Source organism: Pseudomonas sp. Van50, from assembly GCF_055390755.1.
On record NZ_AP024343.1, the window covers coordinates 3,407,290 to 3,423,962 of the forward strand.

Sequence of the window (16,673 nt, forward strand, 5' to 3'; positions counted from 1 at the left end):
CAATAGGGCGTGTGCCGGGAGCCCTTGCAGCTCCCGGTCCTTCGCCGCATCGCATTCATACCCCCATGACATTCGCCATGAGACGCTGGTGAAATCGGCGTGGCGTGGCCCAGATCAACACCGCGAGCGCCTTGTTGCCGAAGCCGGGCACCACACTCATGCGCTCGGCTTGCAGGGCGCGGATGCCTGCGCGAACCACTGGCTCGGGTTGCATCATCACCATTTTCAGCGCTGGCGTGAGGGTCTGGTTGGCGCTCTGCGCAAACCCGGTATCCGACATGCCTGGGCACAATGCGGTCACGATGACACCGTCGCCCTTTAGCTCCTGATGCAGTGCTTCGGAGAAGCGCAGCACGTAGGCCTTGGCCGCTGAATAGACCGCGAAATTTTTCACGCCTTGATAGGAAAGCAAGCTGGCGACCTGCAAAATGTGGCCGCGGCGGCGGATGCGCATGTCCTGGGCAAAGAGGCGAGTCATGGTGGTCAGGCTGGCGATATCCAGATTGATCATGGCCAGGGATTGGTCAATGGCGTGGTCCAGGAACGGGCCCTGCAATCCGTGGCCGGCGTTGTTGATGAGCACATCGACCGCAATACCTCGTTGAACCAGCCGCTTGTGCAGTTCGATGACTGCAGGAATCGAAGACAGGTCGACTTGTTCGTTGATCACCTCGGTGCCGAAACGCTCACGCAGTTCTTTTGCCAGTGCTTCCAGTTTGTCCAGCCTGCGGGCTACCAGAACGAGGGATTTTCCCTGTGCTGCGTATTGCCGGGCGAACTCCTCGCCAAAACCGCTTGAAGCGCCCGTGATGAGCACCCAGGAATTCTCGTTGCTTTTCATATGGCTGGACTCCGGTGGTAAAGATTGAAAAAGCTGTGTTTGCCTGATCGCGAGCAAGCTCGCTCCCACAGGGAGTGAGCGCTAACCCTGTGGGAGCGAGCTTGCTCGCGATGACGGCCTGGTGTTCATGTCGAGTCATCGGCTCGCGATAGGCTGTTGTGGCTGCGGCGCTTGCCAGCCGCCACCGAGCGCCCTGAATGCCGCGACCGCCGCTCGTGCCGATTCCGTCCGTGCTTGTGCCCGGGCATCGGATGCCTGGAGCAGCGTTTCGTCGGCGTTGAGGACATCGATCAGGCTGGCCGTGCCTTTCTGATAGGCGATAAAGGATGATCGACGTGCCTCGTTCAATGAGGCTTCGCCTGCGGTGAGCGTCGTGGCCTGGGCTTCTCGGTTGACCAAGGCGGAGAGCGCGTTCTCGACATCCTCGGTGGCGCGCAATGCGGACTGGCGGTAAGCGGCCAGCGCCTCGGCTTCCTGTCCCTTGGCCTGGTCGATCTGGGCGTTGATCCGGCCAAAATCGAACAGCCTCCAGCGCAATCCCAGCGCCCCCGACGCCTGGCTGGCGTCGCCGGAGAAAAGGTGCCCGGCAGAGACCGTAGTGGCGCTGCCGAGCAACGCGCTGAGGGAGAATTTCGGATAGTACTCGGCGACGGCTTCACCGATGCGGGCATTGGAGGCGGCGAGACGGCGCTCGGCGACAATGAGGTCCGGCCGGCGGCGCAGCAGATCAGCCGGCGTACCCATCTCGCTGATTTGTGGGGGCAGGGGGATGCTACCCGTCTCGGTCAGTTGCGGGCGGTGGGTGCCTGGCGGCGTGCCGAGCATGACATCCAGTGCATTCATGGCGGCATCCAGCCCGGTTTGCAGGACCGGTACCGTTGCCTGGACCTGGGCAAGCGCGCCTTCGGTCTGGCGGACCTGATAGCTGGCGGCGAGGCCTTTGCTGTAGAGCAGTTGGACTTTTTCCAGCAGGTCCTGCTGGGTCTTGACCTGGTGGTTCGCAATGTCCAGCCGCGCTTGCAAGCCGCGCAGGGTGATATAGATGTCAGCGGTCTGCGCGGCGACGGCCAGCCTCGTGGCCGCGGCCCCGGCCTCGGAAGCCTGGTACTCGGCCAATGCAGCTTCGCGTCCGCGTCGCAGGCCACCAAAGACATCCAGTTCCCAGCTCGCGCCCAGGTCCATCGAGTAGGTATTTCCATATCGATCATAACCGGGGTTTGAATCGAGTACCTGGCCCAACGGCGTCTCGACGGATTGATAGGCCCGTGCGGCCTGGCCGCTGATATTTCCCGACGGCAGCAAGGCGGCGTTCGCGGCGCCCAGACCCGCCCGTGCCTGGGCAACGCGCGCTGATGCCTGGGCAAGGTCGAGGTTCTGCTCCAGCGCCCTGGTGATGAAATCGGTCAGCACCGGGTCGCCAAACCCCTTCCACCAGACTGTGAGACTGGTCCGCGGTGTGCCGGTCCTTTGTTCGACAGAAGACTGGCCCAGGAAACGATCCGAAAGCGCGGCATCGGGACGCTGATAGTCGGGACCGACCGCGCAGCCGGTCATCAAGCTGGCGCTTACTAAAAAAGCAAGAGGGCGCAGGGGTGGCATTGACGTTTCCTTGGGATCGACATTTGTGACCATATTATATGATGGTCACACCCTGTCAATTGGTGATGGAAGTGGGTCTTCGGACTTAAAGTGTAGTATTTGCAGGTTATCTACAAAAAATTGGTATTCAGAAATTGCCTGATGATATGTGACCATTGACAGTATTGGTCACGAGCGCAAGAATGAGTCCCCCAGTCCTCTGTTCAGTAAAGGGAACCTATGCTCCGGCTCCGACCTGTCACCCTTGCCGCTTGCTTGTTGCCTCTCGTCCTCACGGCGTGTGGTGACTCATCCACTGCCACCGATCCGCGCACGCTTGCTCCTCTGGTGAGGGTTGCGCAAGTACAGGGTTCCTCCGCCGGCGCGCGTTCCTTCACCGGCGTCGTGGCGGCCCGCGTCCAGAGCGACCTGGGCTTTCGTGTGTCAGGCAAGGTCCTGGAGCGGTTGGTGGATGCCGGTCAGACCGTCAAGAAGGGCCAGCCGCTGATGCGTCTGGACCCCATCGATCTGGGCTTGCAGGCGCGAGCCCAGCAGGAAGCTGTCACGGCCGCACGCGCCCGGGCCAAGCAGACTGCTGACGATGAAGCTCGATATCGCGAGCTGGTGGCCGCCGGGGCGATTTCGGCGTCGGGTTATGACCAGATCAAAGCCGCCGCCGATACCGCGAAGGCGCAGCTCAGCGCCGCCGAGGCGCAAGCCGACGTGGCCCGCAATGCGTCCGGCTATGCGGTACTTCTCGCCGACGCCGATGGCGTGGTGATGGAAACGCTCGCCGAGCCGGGGCAGGTCGTCAGTCCGGGTCAACCGGTGGTCCGACTGGCGCGAGCCGGGCAGCGCGAAGCCGTCGTGCAACTGCCCGAGACCCTGCGGCCAGCCGTCGGGTCCAACGCCCAGGCGACGTTGTATGGCAATACCAGCGGGGCGGTCGCCGCCAGGCTCAGGTTGCTTTCCGATTCGGCTGACCGGGTGACCCGTACCTTTGAAGCACGTTATGTCCTGGAGGGCGCCCTGGCTAATGCACCGCTGGGCTCGACCGTCACACTGCGTATCGCCGAGGGCGCGGCCCAGGGGCAGGTGCTGCAGGTGCCGATTGCGGCGCTGTACGACCCCGGCAATGGCACTGGCGTGTGGGTCATCGACGGCGAGCCGGCAAAAGTGACTTGGCGTCCGGTCCAGGTCCTGGGTTTGAGCGACGATGCGGCGCGCGTTGCAGGCCGTCTCGAGGTCGGTGAGCGCATTGTCGGCCTGGGTGCGCATCTGCTGCGTGAAGGCGAGCCCGTCCGGCTGCTTGCACAGGGCGATGCGAAGGTCGCGGGGACCCGCCAATGAGCTTCAATCTTTCGGCGCTCGCCGTGCGCGAGCGCGCCATCACGGTATTTCTGATTTTCCTGATCGCTGTCGCCGGGACCCTGGCGTTCTTCAAGCTGGGCCGTGCGGAGGATCCGCCGTTCACGGTCAAGCAACTGACCGTCATTACTGCATGGCCGGGCGCGACGGCGCAGGAGATGCAGGACCAGGTCGCCGAGCCCCTGGAAAAACGCCTGCAGGAATTGAAATGGTACGACCGCTCGGAAACCTACACCCGACCTGGCCTGGCTTTCACCATGGTCTCGCTGCTCGACCGCACGCCGCCTTCACAGGTGCAGGAAGAGTTCTACCAGGCGCGCAAGAAGCTCGACGACGAAGCCACCAAGTTGCCGGCGGGTGTGATCGGGCCACTGGTCAACGACGAGTATTCAGACGTGACGTTTGCGCTGTTTGCCCTCAAGGCCAAGGGGGAGCCGCAGCGCCTGCTGGTGCGTGATGCCGAGGTTCTGCGCCAGCGCCTGTTGCATGTGGCGGGGGTGAAGAAGGTCAACATCATCGGCGAACAGGCCGAGCGCATTTTCATTTCCTTCTCCCATGACCGGCTGGCGACCTTGGGGGTCTCTCCCCAGGACATCTTCGCTGCACTGAACAGCCAGAACGTACTGACGCCCGCCGGCTCCATAGAAACCAAGGGGCCGCAGGTTTTCCTGCGGGTGGAGGGTGCTTTCGATACCTTGGAGAAAATCCGCGACACGCCGCTGGCCATCCAGGGGCGCACGTTGAAACTCTCGGACGTGGCGACGGTTGAGCGTGGCTATGAAGACCCGGCCACCTTTCTGGTGCGCAACAACGGCGAAGAGGCGTTGTTGCTGGGCGTGATCATGCGCGAGGGTTGGAACGGCCTCGATCTGGGCAAGGCGCTCGATGCCGAGACGAGCAAGATCAATGAAGACATGCCGCTGGGCATGACGCTGACCAAGGTGACCGATCAGGCGGTGAACATCAACTCGGCGGTCGACGAATTCATGGTCAAGTTCTTCGTTGCCTTGCTGGTGGTGATGGTGGTCTGCTTCATCAGTATGGGCTGGCACGTCGGTATCGTGGTCGCGGCGGCAGTCCCCTTGACCCTGGCCATCGTGTTTGTGGTGATGGCGGCCACCGGCAAGAACTTCGACCGGATCACTCTGGGCTCGCTGATTCTGGCCCTCGGGCTGCTGGTGGATGACGCCATCATCGCGATCGAAATGATGGTGGTGAAGATGGAGGAGGGCTACGACCGGATCAAGGCCTCCGCGTACGCCTGGAGCCACACGGCCGCACCGATGCTCTCCGGTACGCTGGTGACGGCGATCGGCTTCATGCCCAACGGCTTCGCCCAGTCCACCGCTGGCGAATACACCAGCAACATGTTCTGGATCGTCGGCATTGCCCTGATCGCCTCTTGGGTGGTCGCAGTAGCGTTCACTCCCTACCTGGGGGTGAAGATGTTGCCGGACATCAAGAAGGTCGAAGGCGGCCAGGCGGCCATCTACGACACCCCACGCTACAACCGCTTCCGGCGAATCCTGACGCGGGTGATCGCCCGCAAATGGCTGGTGGCCGGCACCGTCATCACACTGTTTGCGGTCGCCATCCTGGGCATGGGCCAGGTCAAGAAGCAGTTCTTCCCGACGTCGGACCGTCCCGAGGTCATGATCGAAGTACAAATGCCTTATGGCACCTCCATCGAGCAGACCAGCGCCGCCACCGCCAAGGTTGAGGCGTGGCTGCAGAAACAGGAGCAAGCCAAAATCGTCACGGCTTATATAGGGCAGGGTGCACCGCGCTTTTTCCTGGCGATCGCGCCGGAACTGCCTGACCCATCGTTCGCCAAGATCGTGGTGCTGACAGACAACCAGGAAGCACGGGAAACCCTCAAGTTCCGCCTGCGCGAAGCGGTCGCTGAAGGGCTGGCCCCGGAGGCCCGGGTCAGGGCGACGCAAATTGTCTTTGGTCCGTACTCACCCTTTCCCGTGGCCTACCGGGTGATGGGACCTGACCCGTCGAAACTGCGGGAGATCGCAAGCCGCGTCCAAGATGTCATGCAAGCCAACCCGATGATGAGGACCGTCAATACCGATTGGGGCCCACTGACGCCGACGCTGCATTTCAATCTGGATCAGGATCGCTTGCAGGCGGTTGGGCTGACGTCCAGTGCTGTCGCCGAGCAACTGCAATTCCTGCTGGCCGGGGTGCCGATCACGGCGGTTCGCGAGGATATTCGTTCGGTGCAGGTGGTGGGACGCGCTGCCGGGGATATCCGCCTCGACCCGGCGCGGATCGAGGGTTTTACCCTGGTGGGTGCGGCGGGGCAGCGTATTCCGTTGTCCCAGGTTGGCGAAGTGGACGTGCGCATGGAGGATCCGATCCTGCGTCGCCGTGACCGGACCCCGACCATTACCGTGCGCGGCGACATTGCCGAAGGCCTGCAACCGCCGGATGTGTCGAGTGTGATTATCAAGCAACTGCAACCGATCATCGATACGCTGCCCGGCGGCTACCGGATCGAGCAGGCAGGGGCCATCGAGGAGTCCGGCAAAGCCGGCCAGGCCATCGTGCCGCTGCTGCCAATCATGATCGCCCTGACGTTGCTGATCATCATCGTCCAGGTGCGCTCGATCTCGGCCATGATCATGGTGTTCTTCACTGCGCCGCTGGGGTTGATCGGCGTGGTGCCGACGCTGCTGATTTTCCATCAGCCATTTGGCATCAACGCCCTGGTGGGGCTGATCGCGCTGTCGGGCATCCTGATGCGCAATACGCTGATCCTGATCGGACAGATCCATCACAACGCAAAGGAGGGGCTGGACCCGTTCCACGCGGTCATCGAAGCCACGGTGCAGCGGGCTCGTCCGGTGCTGCTGACGGCGCTGGCGGCGATCCTGGCGTTTATCCCGCTGACCCATTCCGTTTTCTGGGGAACGCTGGCCTACACCCTGATTGGCGGAACTTTCGTCGGCACTATCATAACGCTGGTGTTCCTGCCGGCGATGTATGCCATCTGGTTCAAAATCCGTCCGGTCAATACCGTTCTAACTGAAACAGCAACCCTGGCATAAGCGATTAATCGCGTACCGCTCCAGTGAGCGTATAAAGAACTGAAGAGGTTTCCATGAGTACTGCAGCAGGTCAAACACGCATCGTAGTCACGGGCGTCGGCGTCGTCGGTCCGCTGGGTTGTGGCGTGGAGCAAGTCTGGCAGCGGCTGCTGGCTGGGCGTTCCGGCATCCGTAGCCTGCCCGAGGCGTTCACCGAGGGTACCGGTGTCGGGGTCGGCGGTCAGGTGCCGTCTCTGGAAGAGGATGCCGTTGCCGGTTATGACCCGGAACGCTTTATCGCGCCCAAGGATCGCAAGAAAATGGATCGCTTCATCGAGTTTGCGCTGGTGGCCGCCCATGAGGCCCTGGAGCAGGCGGGCTGGCATCCGACCGAAACCGTCGACCAGGAGCGGACCGCGACGATCATTTCATCGGGCGTGGGTGGGTTTGGCGCCATTGCCGATGCCGTACGCACAACCGACTCGCGAGGGCCGCGTCGGCTGTCACCGTTCTCTGCACCGGCGTTTCTCGCCAACATGGCGGCCGGCCACGTGTCCATCCGGCATGGCCTCAAAGGCCCGCTCGGTGCACCGGTAACCGCCTGTGCGGCCGGCGTCCAGGCCATCGGCGATGCAGCCCGGCTGATCCGGAGCGGGGAGGCGGACATTGCCGTTTGCGGCGGTACCGAGGCGGCGATCGATCGCGTGACCTTGGGTTGTTTCGCAGCGGCCAGGGCGCTCTCTACCGGTTTTGCCGACCGCCCGCAAGAAGCTTCGCGCCCCTTCGACCGTGATCGCGACGGCTTTGTCATGGCCGAAGGCGCGGGGTTGTTGGTGATCGAGTCGCTGGAGCACGCCTTGGCGCGTGGGGCCAAACCCCTGGCGGAGCTGGTCGGTTATGGCACCAGCGCCGATGCCTACCATCTGACGGCCGGCCCGGAAGACGGCAACGGCGCCCGCCGCGCAATGGAACAGGCGCTGCGCCAGGCCGCTGTCAGCCCAGCCGACGTGCAGCATATCAATGCCCACGCGACGTCTACCCAGGTCGGCGACAGCGGGGAACTGGCGGCGATTCGTTCGGTGTTCGGCACGGACTCCGGGGTGGCGATTACCTCGACTAAATCGGCTACCGGCCACCTGCTGGGCGCGGCCGGGGGCATTGAAGCCGTTTTCACGGTATTGGCGCTGCGTGACCAGATCGTGCCGCCGACCCTGAACCTGGTTCATCCTGACGAGGCCGCCGCTGGGCTCGATCTGGTTGGTTTGAAGGCCAGGAAGATGCCGATTACCCATGCGCTTTCCAATGGGTTCGGGTTCGGTGGAGTCAATGCCAGCGTGTTGTTTCGTCGCTGGGAGGCTGAGGCTTGAGTATTTGATATTGTGTCGCCCGCCACGCAGGGCCATCCCGCGTGGCGTATCACCTGTCACATCAATTTCAATTTTTCCTTAAGAACCGCACAGGCGCGCCGATACAGCGCGGTAGATCCGATTGTGCGGGCGCTCCAGTGGTGTCTCGCCGAAAGATATTCCAGGCGTTCGTGCGCCTGTGCCCTTGTGATTTTTCAGGTTTGACCAGAATCGGACCTCAGGTGATGAACCATGTCAGCCCACGTCAGGACCGAACTGGAAGGCGCCCTTGCCGTCTGCAAAGGTAGTTTTCTTTCCGTTGGTTTTTTCAGTTTTTTCGTCAACTTGCTGATGCTGGTTCCTTCGTTCTACATGCTGCAGGTGTATGACCGCGCGGTAGGCAGCGCCAGTCTGTCGACGCTGTTGATGCTGACGTTGATCATGTTGCTGTTGATGATCACGATGGGTGGCTTGGAGTGGGTCCGTTCGCGGATTATGGTGCGGATCAGTACTCGACTGGACACGCTGCTGAGCCGGCGTCTGTTCGACGCCAGTTTCAAGCAGGCGCTCAATACCAGTGGCATGAATGCCACGGCCCAGCCTTTGAGCGACCTGAACGGTTTGCGCCAGTTCCTGACGGGCAACGGCCTGTTTGCATTTTTCGACGCGCCGTGGATCCCGATCTACCTGGCTGTCATGTTCATGTTTCATTCCTGGTACGGCTGGATGGGGATTGTGAGTGCCGTGTTACTGGGCGCGCTGGCCTTTGCCAACGAAAAGCTCACCCACTCGCCGCTGCAGGCTGCCAATCGTGAACAGATGGCGGCCACTGCGTTCACCAACAAAAGTTTGCGCAATGCCGAAGTGGTGGAATCCATGGGCATGCTTGCCAGCTTGCGCGAGCACTGGAGCGGGCGAACCCATAAGATTCTCGCCCTGCAAAGCCTGGCCAGCGACCGTGCCGCGACCATCACCTCGGTGTCCAGGACGTTCCGGCAGATTGTTCAGTCGCTGGTGTTGGGCCTGGGTGCCTATTTGACGATCAATCACGAGATTTCGTCGGGGCTGATGATTGCCGGCTCGATTTTGCTGGGGCGTGCGTTGGCGCCCATCGATCAGTTGATCGGCGTATGGAAAGGCTTCCTGGGTGCCCGCGCGCAATATGCCCGGCTGCACGAGTTGTTGCTCAAGATTGCCGCCGAGCCTGAACGCATGCCGTTGCCGGCACCCGAAGGAGCGATTCGCGTCGAGGGTCTTTCGGCGGGATCGCCGGACGCTCGCAAACCGATTATCCGCGGCGTGGATTTCCAGGTGGCCGCGGGCGAAGTGGTGGGCATCATTGGCCCCAGCGGTGCCGGGAAGTCGACCCTGGCCAGGGCGTTGTTGGGCGTCTGGCCAAGCCTGGTCGGCACTGTGCGCCTGGACGGGGCCGACATCAGCCAATGGCGTCGGGAGGAGTTGGGTCAGTACATCGGTTATCTGCCCCAGGACATCGAACTCTTCGAAGGCACGATCAGCCAGAACATCTCCCGCTTCGGCCCGGTGAACGCTCCTGCCGTGGTCGCCGCCGCGCGCATGGCGGGTGTGCATGAGTTGATTCTGCAACTGCCCGATGGCTACGACACCTTGATCGGAGCCAATGGCGGTGGGTTGTCCGGCGGCCAGCGACAACGTATCGGCCTGGCCCGCGCCTTGTACGGTGAGCCGCGCCTGGTGGTGCTCGATGAACCGAACTCCAACCTGGACGATGCCGGAGAAAAGATGCTCGCCGAGGCGCTGCAAAAGCTCAGGCAGAGCAGGGCCACGGTGTTTGTCATTACCCATCGATCCGGCGTGCTGGCGCAGGTGGACAAGCTGCTGGTGCTCAATCATGGCGAACTGAGTCTGTTCGGGCCGCGGGATCAGGTCCTGGCCCGCCTGCGAGATGTAACGCCCACGACCCGGCAGGCTGCCGCGATTCAACCGTAGGAAACGGATGAGCCATTTCATGCAAAACAGTCAGCACTCATCCACCGCGTTGCCCGTCGATGACAGGCCGATACGCCGCGTCGGCTACCTCATGCTGCTGGTCACCTTTGGCCTGTTCGGTGGCTGGGCGGCATTGGCCCCCCTCGACAGCTCGGCACTCGCGCCGGGCGTGGTCACGGTCAAAAGTTATCGCAAGACGGTGCAGCACCTGGAAGGTGGCATCGTGCGCGAACTGCGCGTGCACGACGGGGACCTGGTGAAAACCGGCGATGTGTTGCTGGTGCTCGACAACACCCAGGCGCGTTCGGAAATGGAAACGACGCGCAGCCAGTTGATCGCCGCGCTTCAGTTGCAAGCCCGGTTGGAGGCGGAACGTGACGCGCTGCCCGAGCCAGTGGCGGTGCCGGCCCTGGACCCCGCTGACCCGCGAGTGCAAGAGGCCCGGGACAGTGAGGCACGAATTTTCCAGACTCGACGGACCTCGTTGCTGGGTGAAATCGGTTTGCAAGAGAAGACCATCGGACAAATCGAGGAACAGATTCGCGGATTCAAGGCCATCATCGCCAGCAAGCAGATGCTGGCGGCCTCTTATCAAGACGAAATAGTCGATCTGCGGGCACTGCTTGCCGAAGGCTACGTGGACAAGCAGCGCCTGCGCGAACAGGAGCGCAGCCTCGCTCGCCTGCAAACCGAAATAGCCGAAAGCCAGTCCGAGATCGCGCAAGCGCGGGTCCATGTCGACGAGGCGAAGCTGAAGATCCTGCAATTGAAAAAGGCCTTCGCCAGCGAAGTCGCCGGCCTGCTGGGCGATGCGCGGACCAAGGTGTATGAGTTGCGCGAGCGACTGGCCACTTTGCAGGACCGCGATCAGCGTACCGATATCCTCGCGCCCGAGTCCGGAATGGTCATGGGCATGACCGTCCACACCCTCGGTGCCGTGGTCAGCCCGGGCACTGCGCTGCTGGACATCGTTCCGGCCAACGAGGAACTGATCGTCGAGGCGCAAGTGTCGCCGATGGACATCGACCGCATCGCGTTGGGCAAGTTGGCGGACATTCGCTTCAGCGCATTCAAGAGCAGCACCACGCCTGTCATCGAGGGACGGCTGGTGCAGATTTCCGCTGACCGTCTGATCAACAAGGACACAGGCACGGCTTATTACTTGGCACGCGTAGCCCTGACGGACAAAGGGCGCCAGACGCTGGGCAACCTTACCCTGGTGCCGGGAATGCCGGTCGAAGTGCTGGTCAATACGGGCGCGCGGACGCTGTTGCAATACTTGATGCAGCCTGCGAGCAATGTGTTCGCCCGTTCGTTGATCGAGGACTGAGATGAAGCGCCTGATCACCCTGTGCCTGGCACTCATGCCATTGGGCGTCCTCGCTGACGACACTTATGTCGACCTGTGGCAATTGCACCAGGAAGCGCAAGGGGCTGATCCGCGCGTCCTGCGGGCACAAGCCCTGACCCGAAGCGGCGAGGGCAAGGAGCGGGCGGCCTTCGGTCAATTGTTGCCGCAGCTCAACGCCAGTGGCAGCGTCAACCGCAGCCGTCGCGACGACGACCTGAACCGTATCCAGTACAACGGCAAGCGCATGGCCGTGGTGCTCAATCAGGTGATCTACGATCCACAGGTCTGGCGCAGTTACCAGAAGTACATCGAGTTGACCCGGCAGAGTGGCTACGAGTCGACCGATACCCAGGTGCAGGCCAGCATCGATCTGTCCGAGCGCTATTTCGCCGTGCTTGCCGCGGAAGACGAGCTGTCGCTGGTGCGCAGCGAACTGCAGGCGACGGAGCGTAACCTCAAGCGGGTCAAGGCTTTGTACGCGCGCCAGATGGCGATGGTGACCGACGCGCTGGATCTCGAGGCACGGGTGGATGCGCTCAAGGCTGACGAGATCGAAGCCAGCAACAAGGTCCTGGTCAGCCGTGAAGCGATTTCCGAACTGGTGGGGCGCGATGTCAGTGAGCGGTTCAAGCGCATCGGCGACAATCCCGCCTTCAGCCTGCCGGCGCAAGCGCAGGACTACTGGGTGCAGACGGCACTCGACAGCAACCCGGCGTTGCACGCCCGGGAGCACAGCGTCCTCGCCGCCGAGGCGGCCATCGCTGAAAACAAGGCAGGGCATCTTCCCCGGCTGGGCCTGAACTTGACGGCGCAGCGCAGTGATATCGGCTATGAAGGCGCCGTGACGCCTCGCTCGGACAACCTCGTGGCCTCCCTGGATTTGCAGATGCCGCTCTACAGCGGCGGTTCCACTCGTGCACGGGTATCGAGCTCCGAAAGTGACAAGGAAGTCGCCCAGCAAGAGCTGGAAGCCTTGCGTCGCCAGGTCATCAAGGAAACCCGCACGGCTTATCTCGGCATGAGCGCCGAACTCAGCCGGATCAAGGCAACACGGCGTGCGCTGGAGTCTGCCGAGAAGTCACGCATGGCCACGGAAAAAGCCTTTGGCTACGGCGTCAAGAATGCCGTCGATGTGCTGGATAGCATCAAGGAAGAGTTTCGTGCACGACGTGATTTCTATCAGTCCCAATACAAGTTCGTGACCAGTTTACTGGTATTGCATCGCTGGAGCGGTCGATTGGGAGATGGGGATATTCGCCGGGCGAATGAATGGCTGGTTACGCCATAGTTGGTGGATTTAAAGCTTGAAAAGTGGCTATGTGATATCACTTTTTGTGTTTCTAATGCAAAATAACCCCTTTGTAGCGGCCGCATTCTGGAAGGCCGCAGATTGCTTACAGGAAGCTTCGCATGCCCAGTCCACTTGGTTACTCTTCTACTTCGTCCGCCATTCGGACCGGCAACGCACAAGTCGATAGCTTGCTGGTCGGTACCTATTGGGGGACCCCGTCCCTGACGTACAGCTTCATGACGAACAGTTCATTATTCGCCGCCGACTACAGCAGTGACAATGAATATGAGGCCGGCTACGTCCTGACGTCAGCCCAGCAGAACAGTATCGTCAGTGCGCTCGGCATGTGGAGTTCGGTTGCCAATATCAAGTTCACACAGGTCGGCGAATCCGGTACCAATGTGGGTGACCTGCGTTTCGGCGGCTACCAGAATATGGACGGCGACACCGCTGCCTGGGCTTATTTTCCCGATGAAACCCCCAGCGCCGGTGATGTCTGGATCGGACCGGTGACGAACAACCCGAGTCCTGTCAAAGGCACTTACGACTACCTGGTCTTTGTCCATGAGATCGGTCACGCGCTGGGTCTCAAGCATCCGTTTTCCCAGTTGCTGTCGAACCCGACGGTGCTTGCCCCCCAGTTCGATGATGTCCGTTATACGGTCATGAGCTACGACGCCGCGTATTCCTATCAGCCAACCACGCCCATGTTGCTGGATATCGCTGCCATCCAGAGTCTCTACGGTGCGAACACTCAGTGGCAAACGGGGAACAACTCGTATAGCTGGGCTGTTGGACAGTCGGTTTTCGAGACTATCTGGGACGCTGGCGGCACTGATTCAATTGATGCCTTCAATCAGCTGGAAGCAGTCCGCATCAACCTGAATGAAGGCCAGTTCAGCAAAATCGGCCAAGCGTTTACGGACCTCACTACCCAGGCCGCTTTCAACGAAGGGCTGGCGATCGCCTATGGCGCCAAGATCGAAAACGCATTCGGCTCGGCCAATGACGACACACTGATCGGTAATGCGCTGGCCAACGTCCTGAACGGTCGTGCCGGCAAAGATACGATGATCGGCGGGGCAGGCAATGACACTTACGTCGTCGACAATATCGGTGACGTTGTCCAGGAAAGCAGCACCCTGGCCAGTGAAACCGACACAGTCATCTCTGCGGTCGATTACACCCTGGGCGCCAACATCGAGGTCCTGACGCTGAGCGCGAGCGCCAATCTCAATGGCACGGGCAACGCGTTGAACAACCGCATCACTGGCAACGCCGGTGCCAATACCCTGGACGGCGGCAGCGGTATCGATACCCTGATCGGCGGTGCCGGCAATGACACCTATGTGGTCGACAACCTCAAGGATATCGTCACCGAAACCACTACCTTGGCCAGCGAAATCGATACCGTGCGCGCTTCGGTGAACTGGACGCTGGGCGCCAACCTGGAAAACCTCATCCTGACCGGCACTGCCCAGCTCAGTGGTACCGGCAACGCCCTGAACAACGTGCTGACCGGTAACGCCGGCAACAACGTGCTGAACGGTGGCGCCGGGCTGGACACGCTGATCGGTGGCGCGGGGAATGACGCCTATACGCTGGATCAGGTCGCTGAGCTGGCCCTGGTCCAAGAGGGTGTCGATCAGGGTCGCGACAGCCTGACCCTCACTTACGCCGCAAGCGCGTCGAGCAGCGTCGTCGACCTGAACCTCAGCAATCTGCGCAACGTCGAAAGCGTCATTCTGAGCGGCGCCGGGGCGTTCACCGTGATTGGCAACGAGCTGAGCAACAGCCTGATAGGCAATGCTTCGGCGAACAACCTCCAGGGTGGAGCGGGCAACGATAACCTCGATGGTGGCGCGGGTGCCGATACCTTGAGTGGCGGTACGGGCAATGACATCTACACGATCGATGACCTCAAGGATGTCATCAGCGAAACCAGTACCTTGGCGGGTGAAATCGACACCGTGCGTTCAGCGGTCAACTGGAGCCTGGGCGCCAATCTGGAGAACCTCACGCTGATCGGCAGCGCCAACCTCAACGGCAGTGGCAACGCCTCGAGCAACGTGATGACCGGCAATGCCGGCAACAACGCGCTGAGCGGTGGTTCAGGCAACGACACGCTGGACGGCGGCAGTGGCATCGATACGCTTATTGGCGGTGCCGGCAACGACACTTATGTAGTCGACAACCTCAAGGACGTCGTTAACGAAACGACCCTCCTGAGCAGTGAAATCGACACTGTACGTTCATCGGTCAACTGGAGCCTGGGCGCCAATCTGGAGAATCTGACGCTGATCGGCAGCGCCAACCTCAACGGCAGTGGCAACGCCTCGAACAACGTGATGACCGGCAATGCCGGCAACAACGCGCTGAGTGGTGGTTCAGGCAACGACACGCTGGACGGCGGCAGTGGCATCGATACGCTTATTGGCGGTGCCGGCAATGACACCTATGTGGTCGACAACCTCAAGGATATCGTCACCGAAACCACTACCTTGGCCAGCGAAATCGATACCGTGCGCGCTTCGGTGAACTGGACGCTGGGCGCCAACCTGGAAAACCTCATCCTGACCGGCACTGCCCAGCTCAGTGGTACCGGCAACGCCCTGAACAACGTGCTGACCGGTAACGCCGGCAACAACGTGCTGAACGGTGGCGCCGGGCTGGACACGCTGATCGGTGGCGCGGGGAATGACGCCTATACGCTGGATCAGGTCGCTGAGCTGGCCCTGGTCCAAGAGGGTGTCGATCAGGGTCGCGACAGCCTGACCCTCACTTACGCCGCAAGCGCGTCGAGCAGCGTCGTCGACCTGAACCTCAGCAATCTGCGCAACGTCGAAAGCGTCATTCTGAGCGGCGCCGGGGCGTTCACCGTGATTGGCAACGAGCTGAGCAACAGCCTGATAGGCAATGCTTCGGCGAACAACCTCCAGGGTGGAGCGGGCAACGATAACCTCGATGGTGGCGCGGGTGCCGATACCTTGAGTGGCGGTACGGGCAATGACATCTACACGATCGATGACCTCAAGGATGTCATCAGCGAAACCAGTACCTTGGCGGGTGAAATCGACACCGTGCGTTCAGCGGTCAACTGGAGCCTGGGCGCCAATCTGGAGAACCTCACGCTGATCGGCAGCGCCAACCTCAACGGCAGTGGCAACGCCTCGAGCAACGTGATGACCGGCAATGCCGGCAACAACGCGCTGAGCGGTGGTTCAGGCAACGACACGCTGGACGGCGGCAGTGGCATCGATACGCTTATTGGCGGCACTGGCAACGACACCTATGTGATCGACAACGCTCAGGATGTCATCAGGGAAACCTCCACACTGACCAGCGAAACCGATACGGTAGTCTCGTCTGTGAGCTGGTTCCTGGGTGCCAATCTGGAGAACCTCACGCTGACGGGTACCGCCTTCATGGGGATCGGTAACGAACTGGACAACGTGCTGATCGGCAACGCCGGAAATAACGCCCTGGACGGTGGGGCCGGCAATGACACACTGATCGGCGGCCTGGGTGGGGACAGCCTCCACGGTGGAGACGGAGCCGACCGCTTTGTTTTCAACACGCTGGGTGATCTGGGCAAAGGATTTGGCAGTGACTCCATTTCCGACTTCAATAGCCTGCAGGGCGACAAGTTGGACCTGTCGAAACTCGATGCCAATCTCCTGACCACGTTTGTCGACTCGTTCAGCTTCATCGATTCGAATGATTTTACGGCGGCGGGACAATTGCGCTTCGTCGACCAGGTGCTGTACGGCAACGTCAATGGTGATCTGGGCGCGGATTTTGAAATCCAGCTGACGGGTGTCAATACCCTCAACGCCAACGATCTGATCGTTTGATAGCTCGGGCCCTGCGAGGAAAATCCAGGGCCCTTTCT

The 16,673-nt window shown here is 61.3% G+C and carries 9 protein-coding genes; 7 read left to right on the forward strand and 2 right to left on the reverse strand.

All coding sequences use genetic code 11. The annotated features are described in order from the left end of the window. Positions 1-55: 55 nt before the first annotated feature. Entirely contained in the window at positions 56-841 is a 786-nt protein-coding gene (locus ACZ5M5_RS14470) for an SDR family NAD(P)-dependent oxidoreductase (RefSeq protein ID WP_464739380.1), read from the reverse strand. A gap of 135 nt (positions 842-976) precedes the next feature. After that, on the reverse strand, positions 977-2,440 hold the full coding sequence (locus ACZ5M5_RS14475; protein WP_464739281.1) for an efflux transporter outer membrane subunit: 1,464 nt from the start codon (positions 2,438-2,440) through the stop codon (positions 977-979). 219 nt (positions 2,441-2,659) lie between these two features. Between ACZ5M5_RS14475 and ACZ5M5_RS14480 the strand changes: the two genes are divergently transcribed. The 7 genes from ACZ5M5_RS14480 to ACZ5M5_RS14510 all read left to right on the forward strand — a co-directional run bounded on the left by ACZ5M5_RS14480 (position 2,660) and on the right by ACZ5M5_RS14510 (position 16,635). After that, positions 2,660-3,769, forward strand: coding sequence for an efflux RND transporter periplasmic adaptor subunit (locus ACZ5M5_RS14480; RefSeq protein WP_464739282.1), 1,110 nt, complete (start codon positions 2,660-2,662; stop codon positions 3,767-3,769). Further along, positions 3,766-6,846 carry an efflux RND transporter permease subunit gene (locus tag ACZ5M5_RS14485; RefSeq protein ID WP_060742507.1) on the forward strand — a complete coding sequence of 1,027 codons (3,081 nt, stop codon included), beginning with the start codon at positions 3,766-3,768 and terminating at the stop codon, positions 6,844-6,846. Before ACZ5M5_RS14480 ends, ACZ5M5_RS14485 begins: the two co-directional genes overlap by 4 nt. A gap of 53 nt (positions 6,847-6,899) precedes the next feature. After that, a complete protein-coding gene (fabF, locus tag ACZ5M5_RS14490) occupies positions 6,900-8,192 on the forward strand; it encodes a beta-ketoacyl-ACP synthase II (protein ID WP_060742506.1) in 1,293 nt (430 codons plus the stop codon). A 231-nt stretch (positions 8,193-8,423) separates the two neighbouring features. After that, positions 8,424-10,139 carry a type I secretion system permease/ATPase gene (locus ACZ5M5_RS14495; RefSeq protein ID WP_192260403.1) on the forward strand — a complete coding sequence of 572 codons (1,716 nt, stop codon included), beginning with the start codon at positions 8,424-8,426 and terminating at the stop codon, positions 10,137-10,139. Between the two features lie 19 nt (positions 10,140-10,158). Further along, positions 10,159-11,469, forward strand: coding sequence for an HlyD family type I secretion periplasmic adaptor subunit (locus ACZ5M5_RS14500; RefSeq protein ID WP_464739283.1), 1,311 nt, complete (start codon positions 10,159-10,161; stop codon positions 11,467-11,469). A gap of 1 nt (position 11,470) precedes the next feature. Further along, the gene (locus tag ACZ5M5_RS14505; protein WP_060742503.1) at positions 11,471-12,778 is read left to right on the forward strand and encodes a TolC family protein; all 1,308 of its coding nucleotides are present in this window, start codon (positions 11,471-11,473) and stop codon (positions 12,776-12,778) included. Positions 12,779-12,900: 122 nt separating this feature from the next. Further along, entirely contained in the window at positions 12,901-16,635 is a 3,735-nt protein-coding gene (locus tag ACZ5M5_RS14510) for a M10 family metallopeptidase C-terminal domain-containing protein (protein ID WP_464739284.1), read from the forward strand. Positions 16,636-16,673: the final 38 nt, after the last annotated feature.

Bases quoted from the DNA above. Each gene is read 5' to 3' on its own strand.
- ACZ5M5_RS14470 (WP_464739380.1), bottom strand. From the start codon at position 841: ATGAAAAGCAACGAGAATTCCTGGGTGCTCATCACGGGCGCTTCAAGC.
- ACZ5M5_RS14475 (WP_464739281.1), bottom strand. From the start codon at position 2,440: ATGCCACCCCTGCGCCCTCTTGCTTTTTTAGTAAGCGCCAGCTTGATG.
- ACZ5M5_RS14480 (WP_464739282.1), top strand. From the start codon at position 2,660: ATGCTCCGGCTCCGACCTGTCACCCTTGCCGCTTGCTTGTTGCCTCTC.
- ACZ5M5_RS14485 (WP_060742507.1), top strand. From the start codon at position 3,766: ATGAGCTTCAATCTTTCGGCGCTCGCCGTGCGCGAGCGCGCCATCACG.
- fabF (WP_060742506.1), top strand. From the start codon at position 6,900: ATGAGTACTGCAGCAGGTCAAACACGCATCGTAGTCACGGGCGTCGGC.
- ACZ5M5_RS14495 (WP_192260403.1), top strand. From the start codon at position 8,424: ATGTCAGCCCACGTCAGGACCGAACTGGAAGGCGCCCTTGCCGTCTGC.
- ACZ5M5_RS14500 (WP_464739283.1), top strand. From the start codon at position 10,159: ATGCAAAACAGTCAGCACTCATCCACCGCGTTGCCCGTCGATGACAGG.
- ACZ5M5_RS14505 (WP_060742503.1), top strand. From the start codon at position 11,471: ATGAAGCGCCTGATCACCCTGTGCCTGGCACTCATGCCATTGGGCGTC.
- ACZ5M5_RS14510 (WP_464739284.1), top strand. From the start codon at position 12,901: ATGCCCAGTCCACTTGGTTACTCTTCTACTTCGTCCGCCATTCGGACC.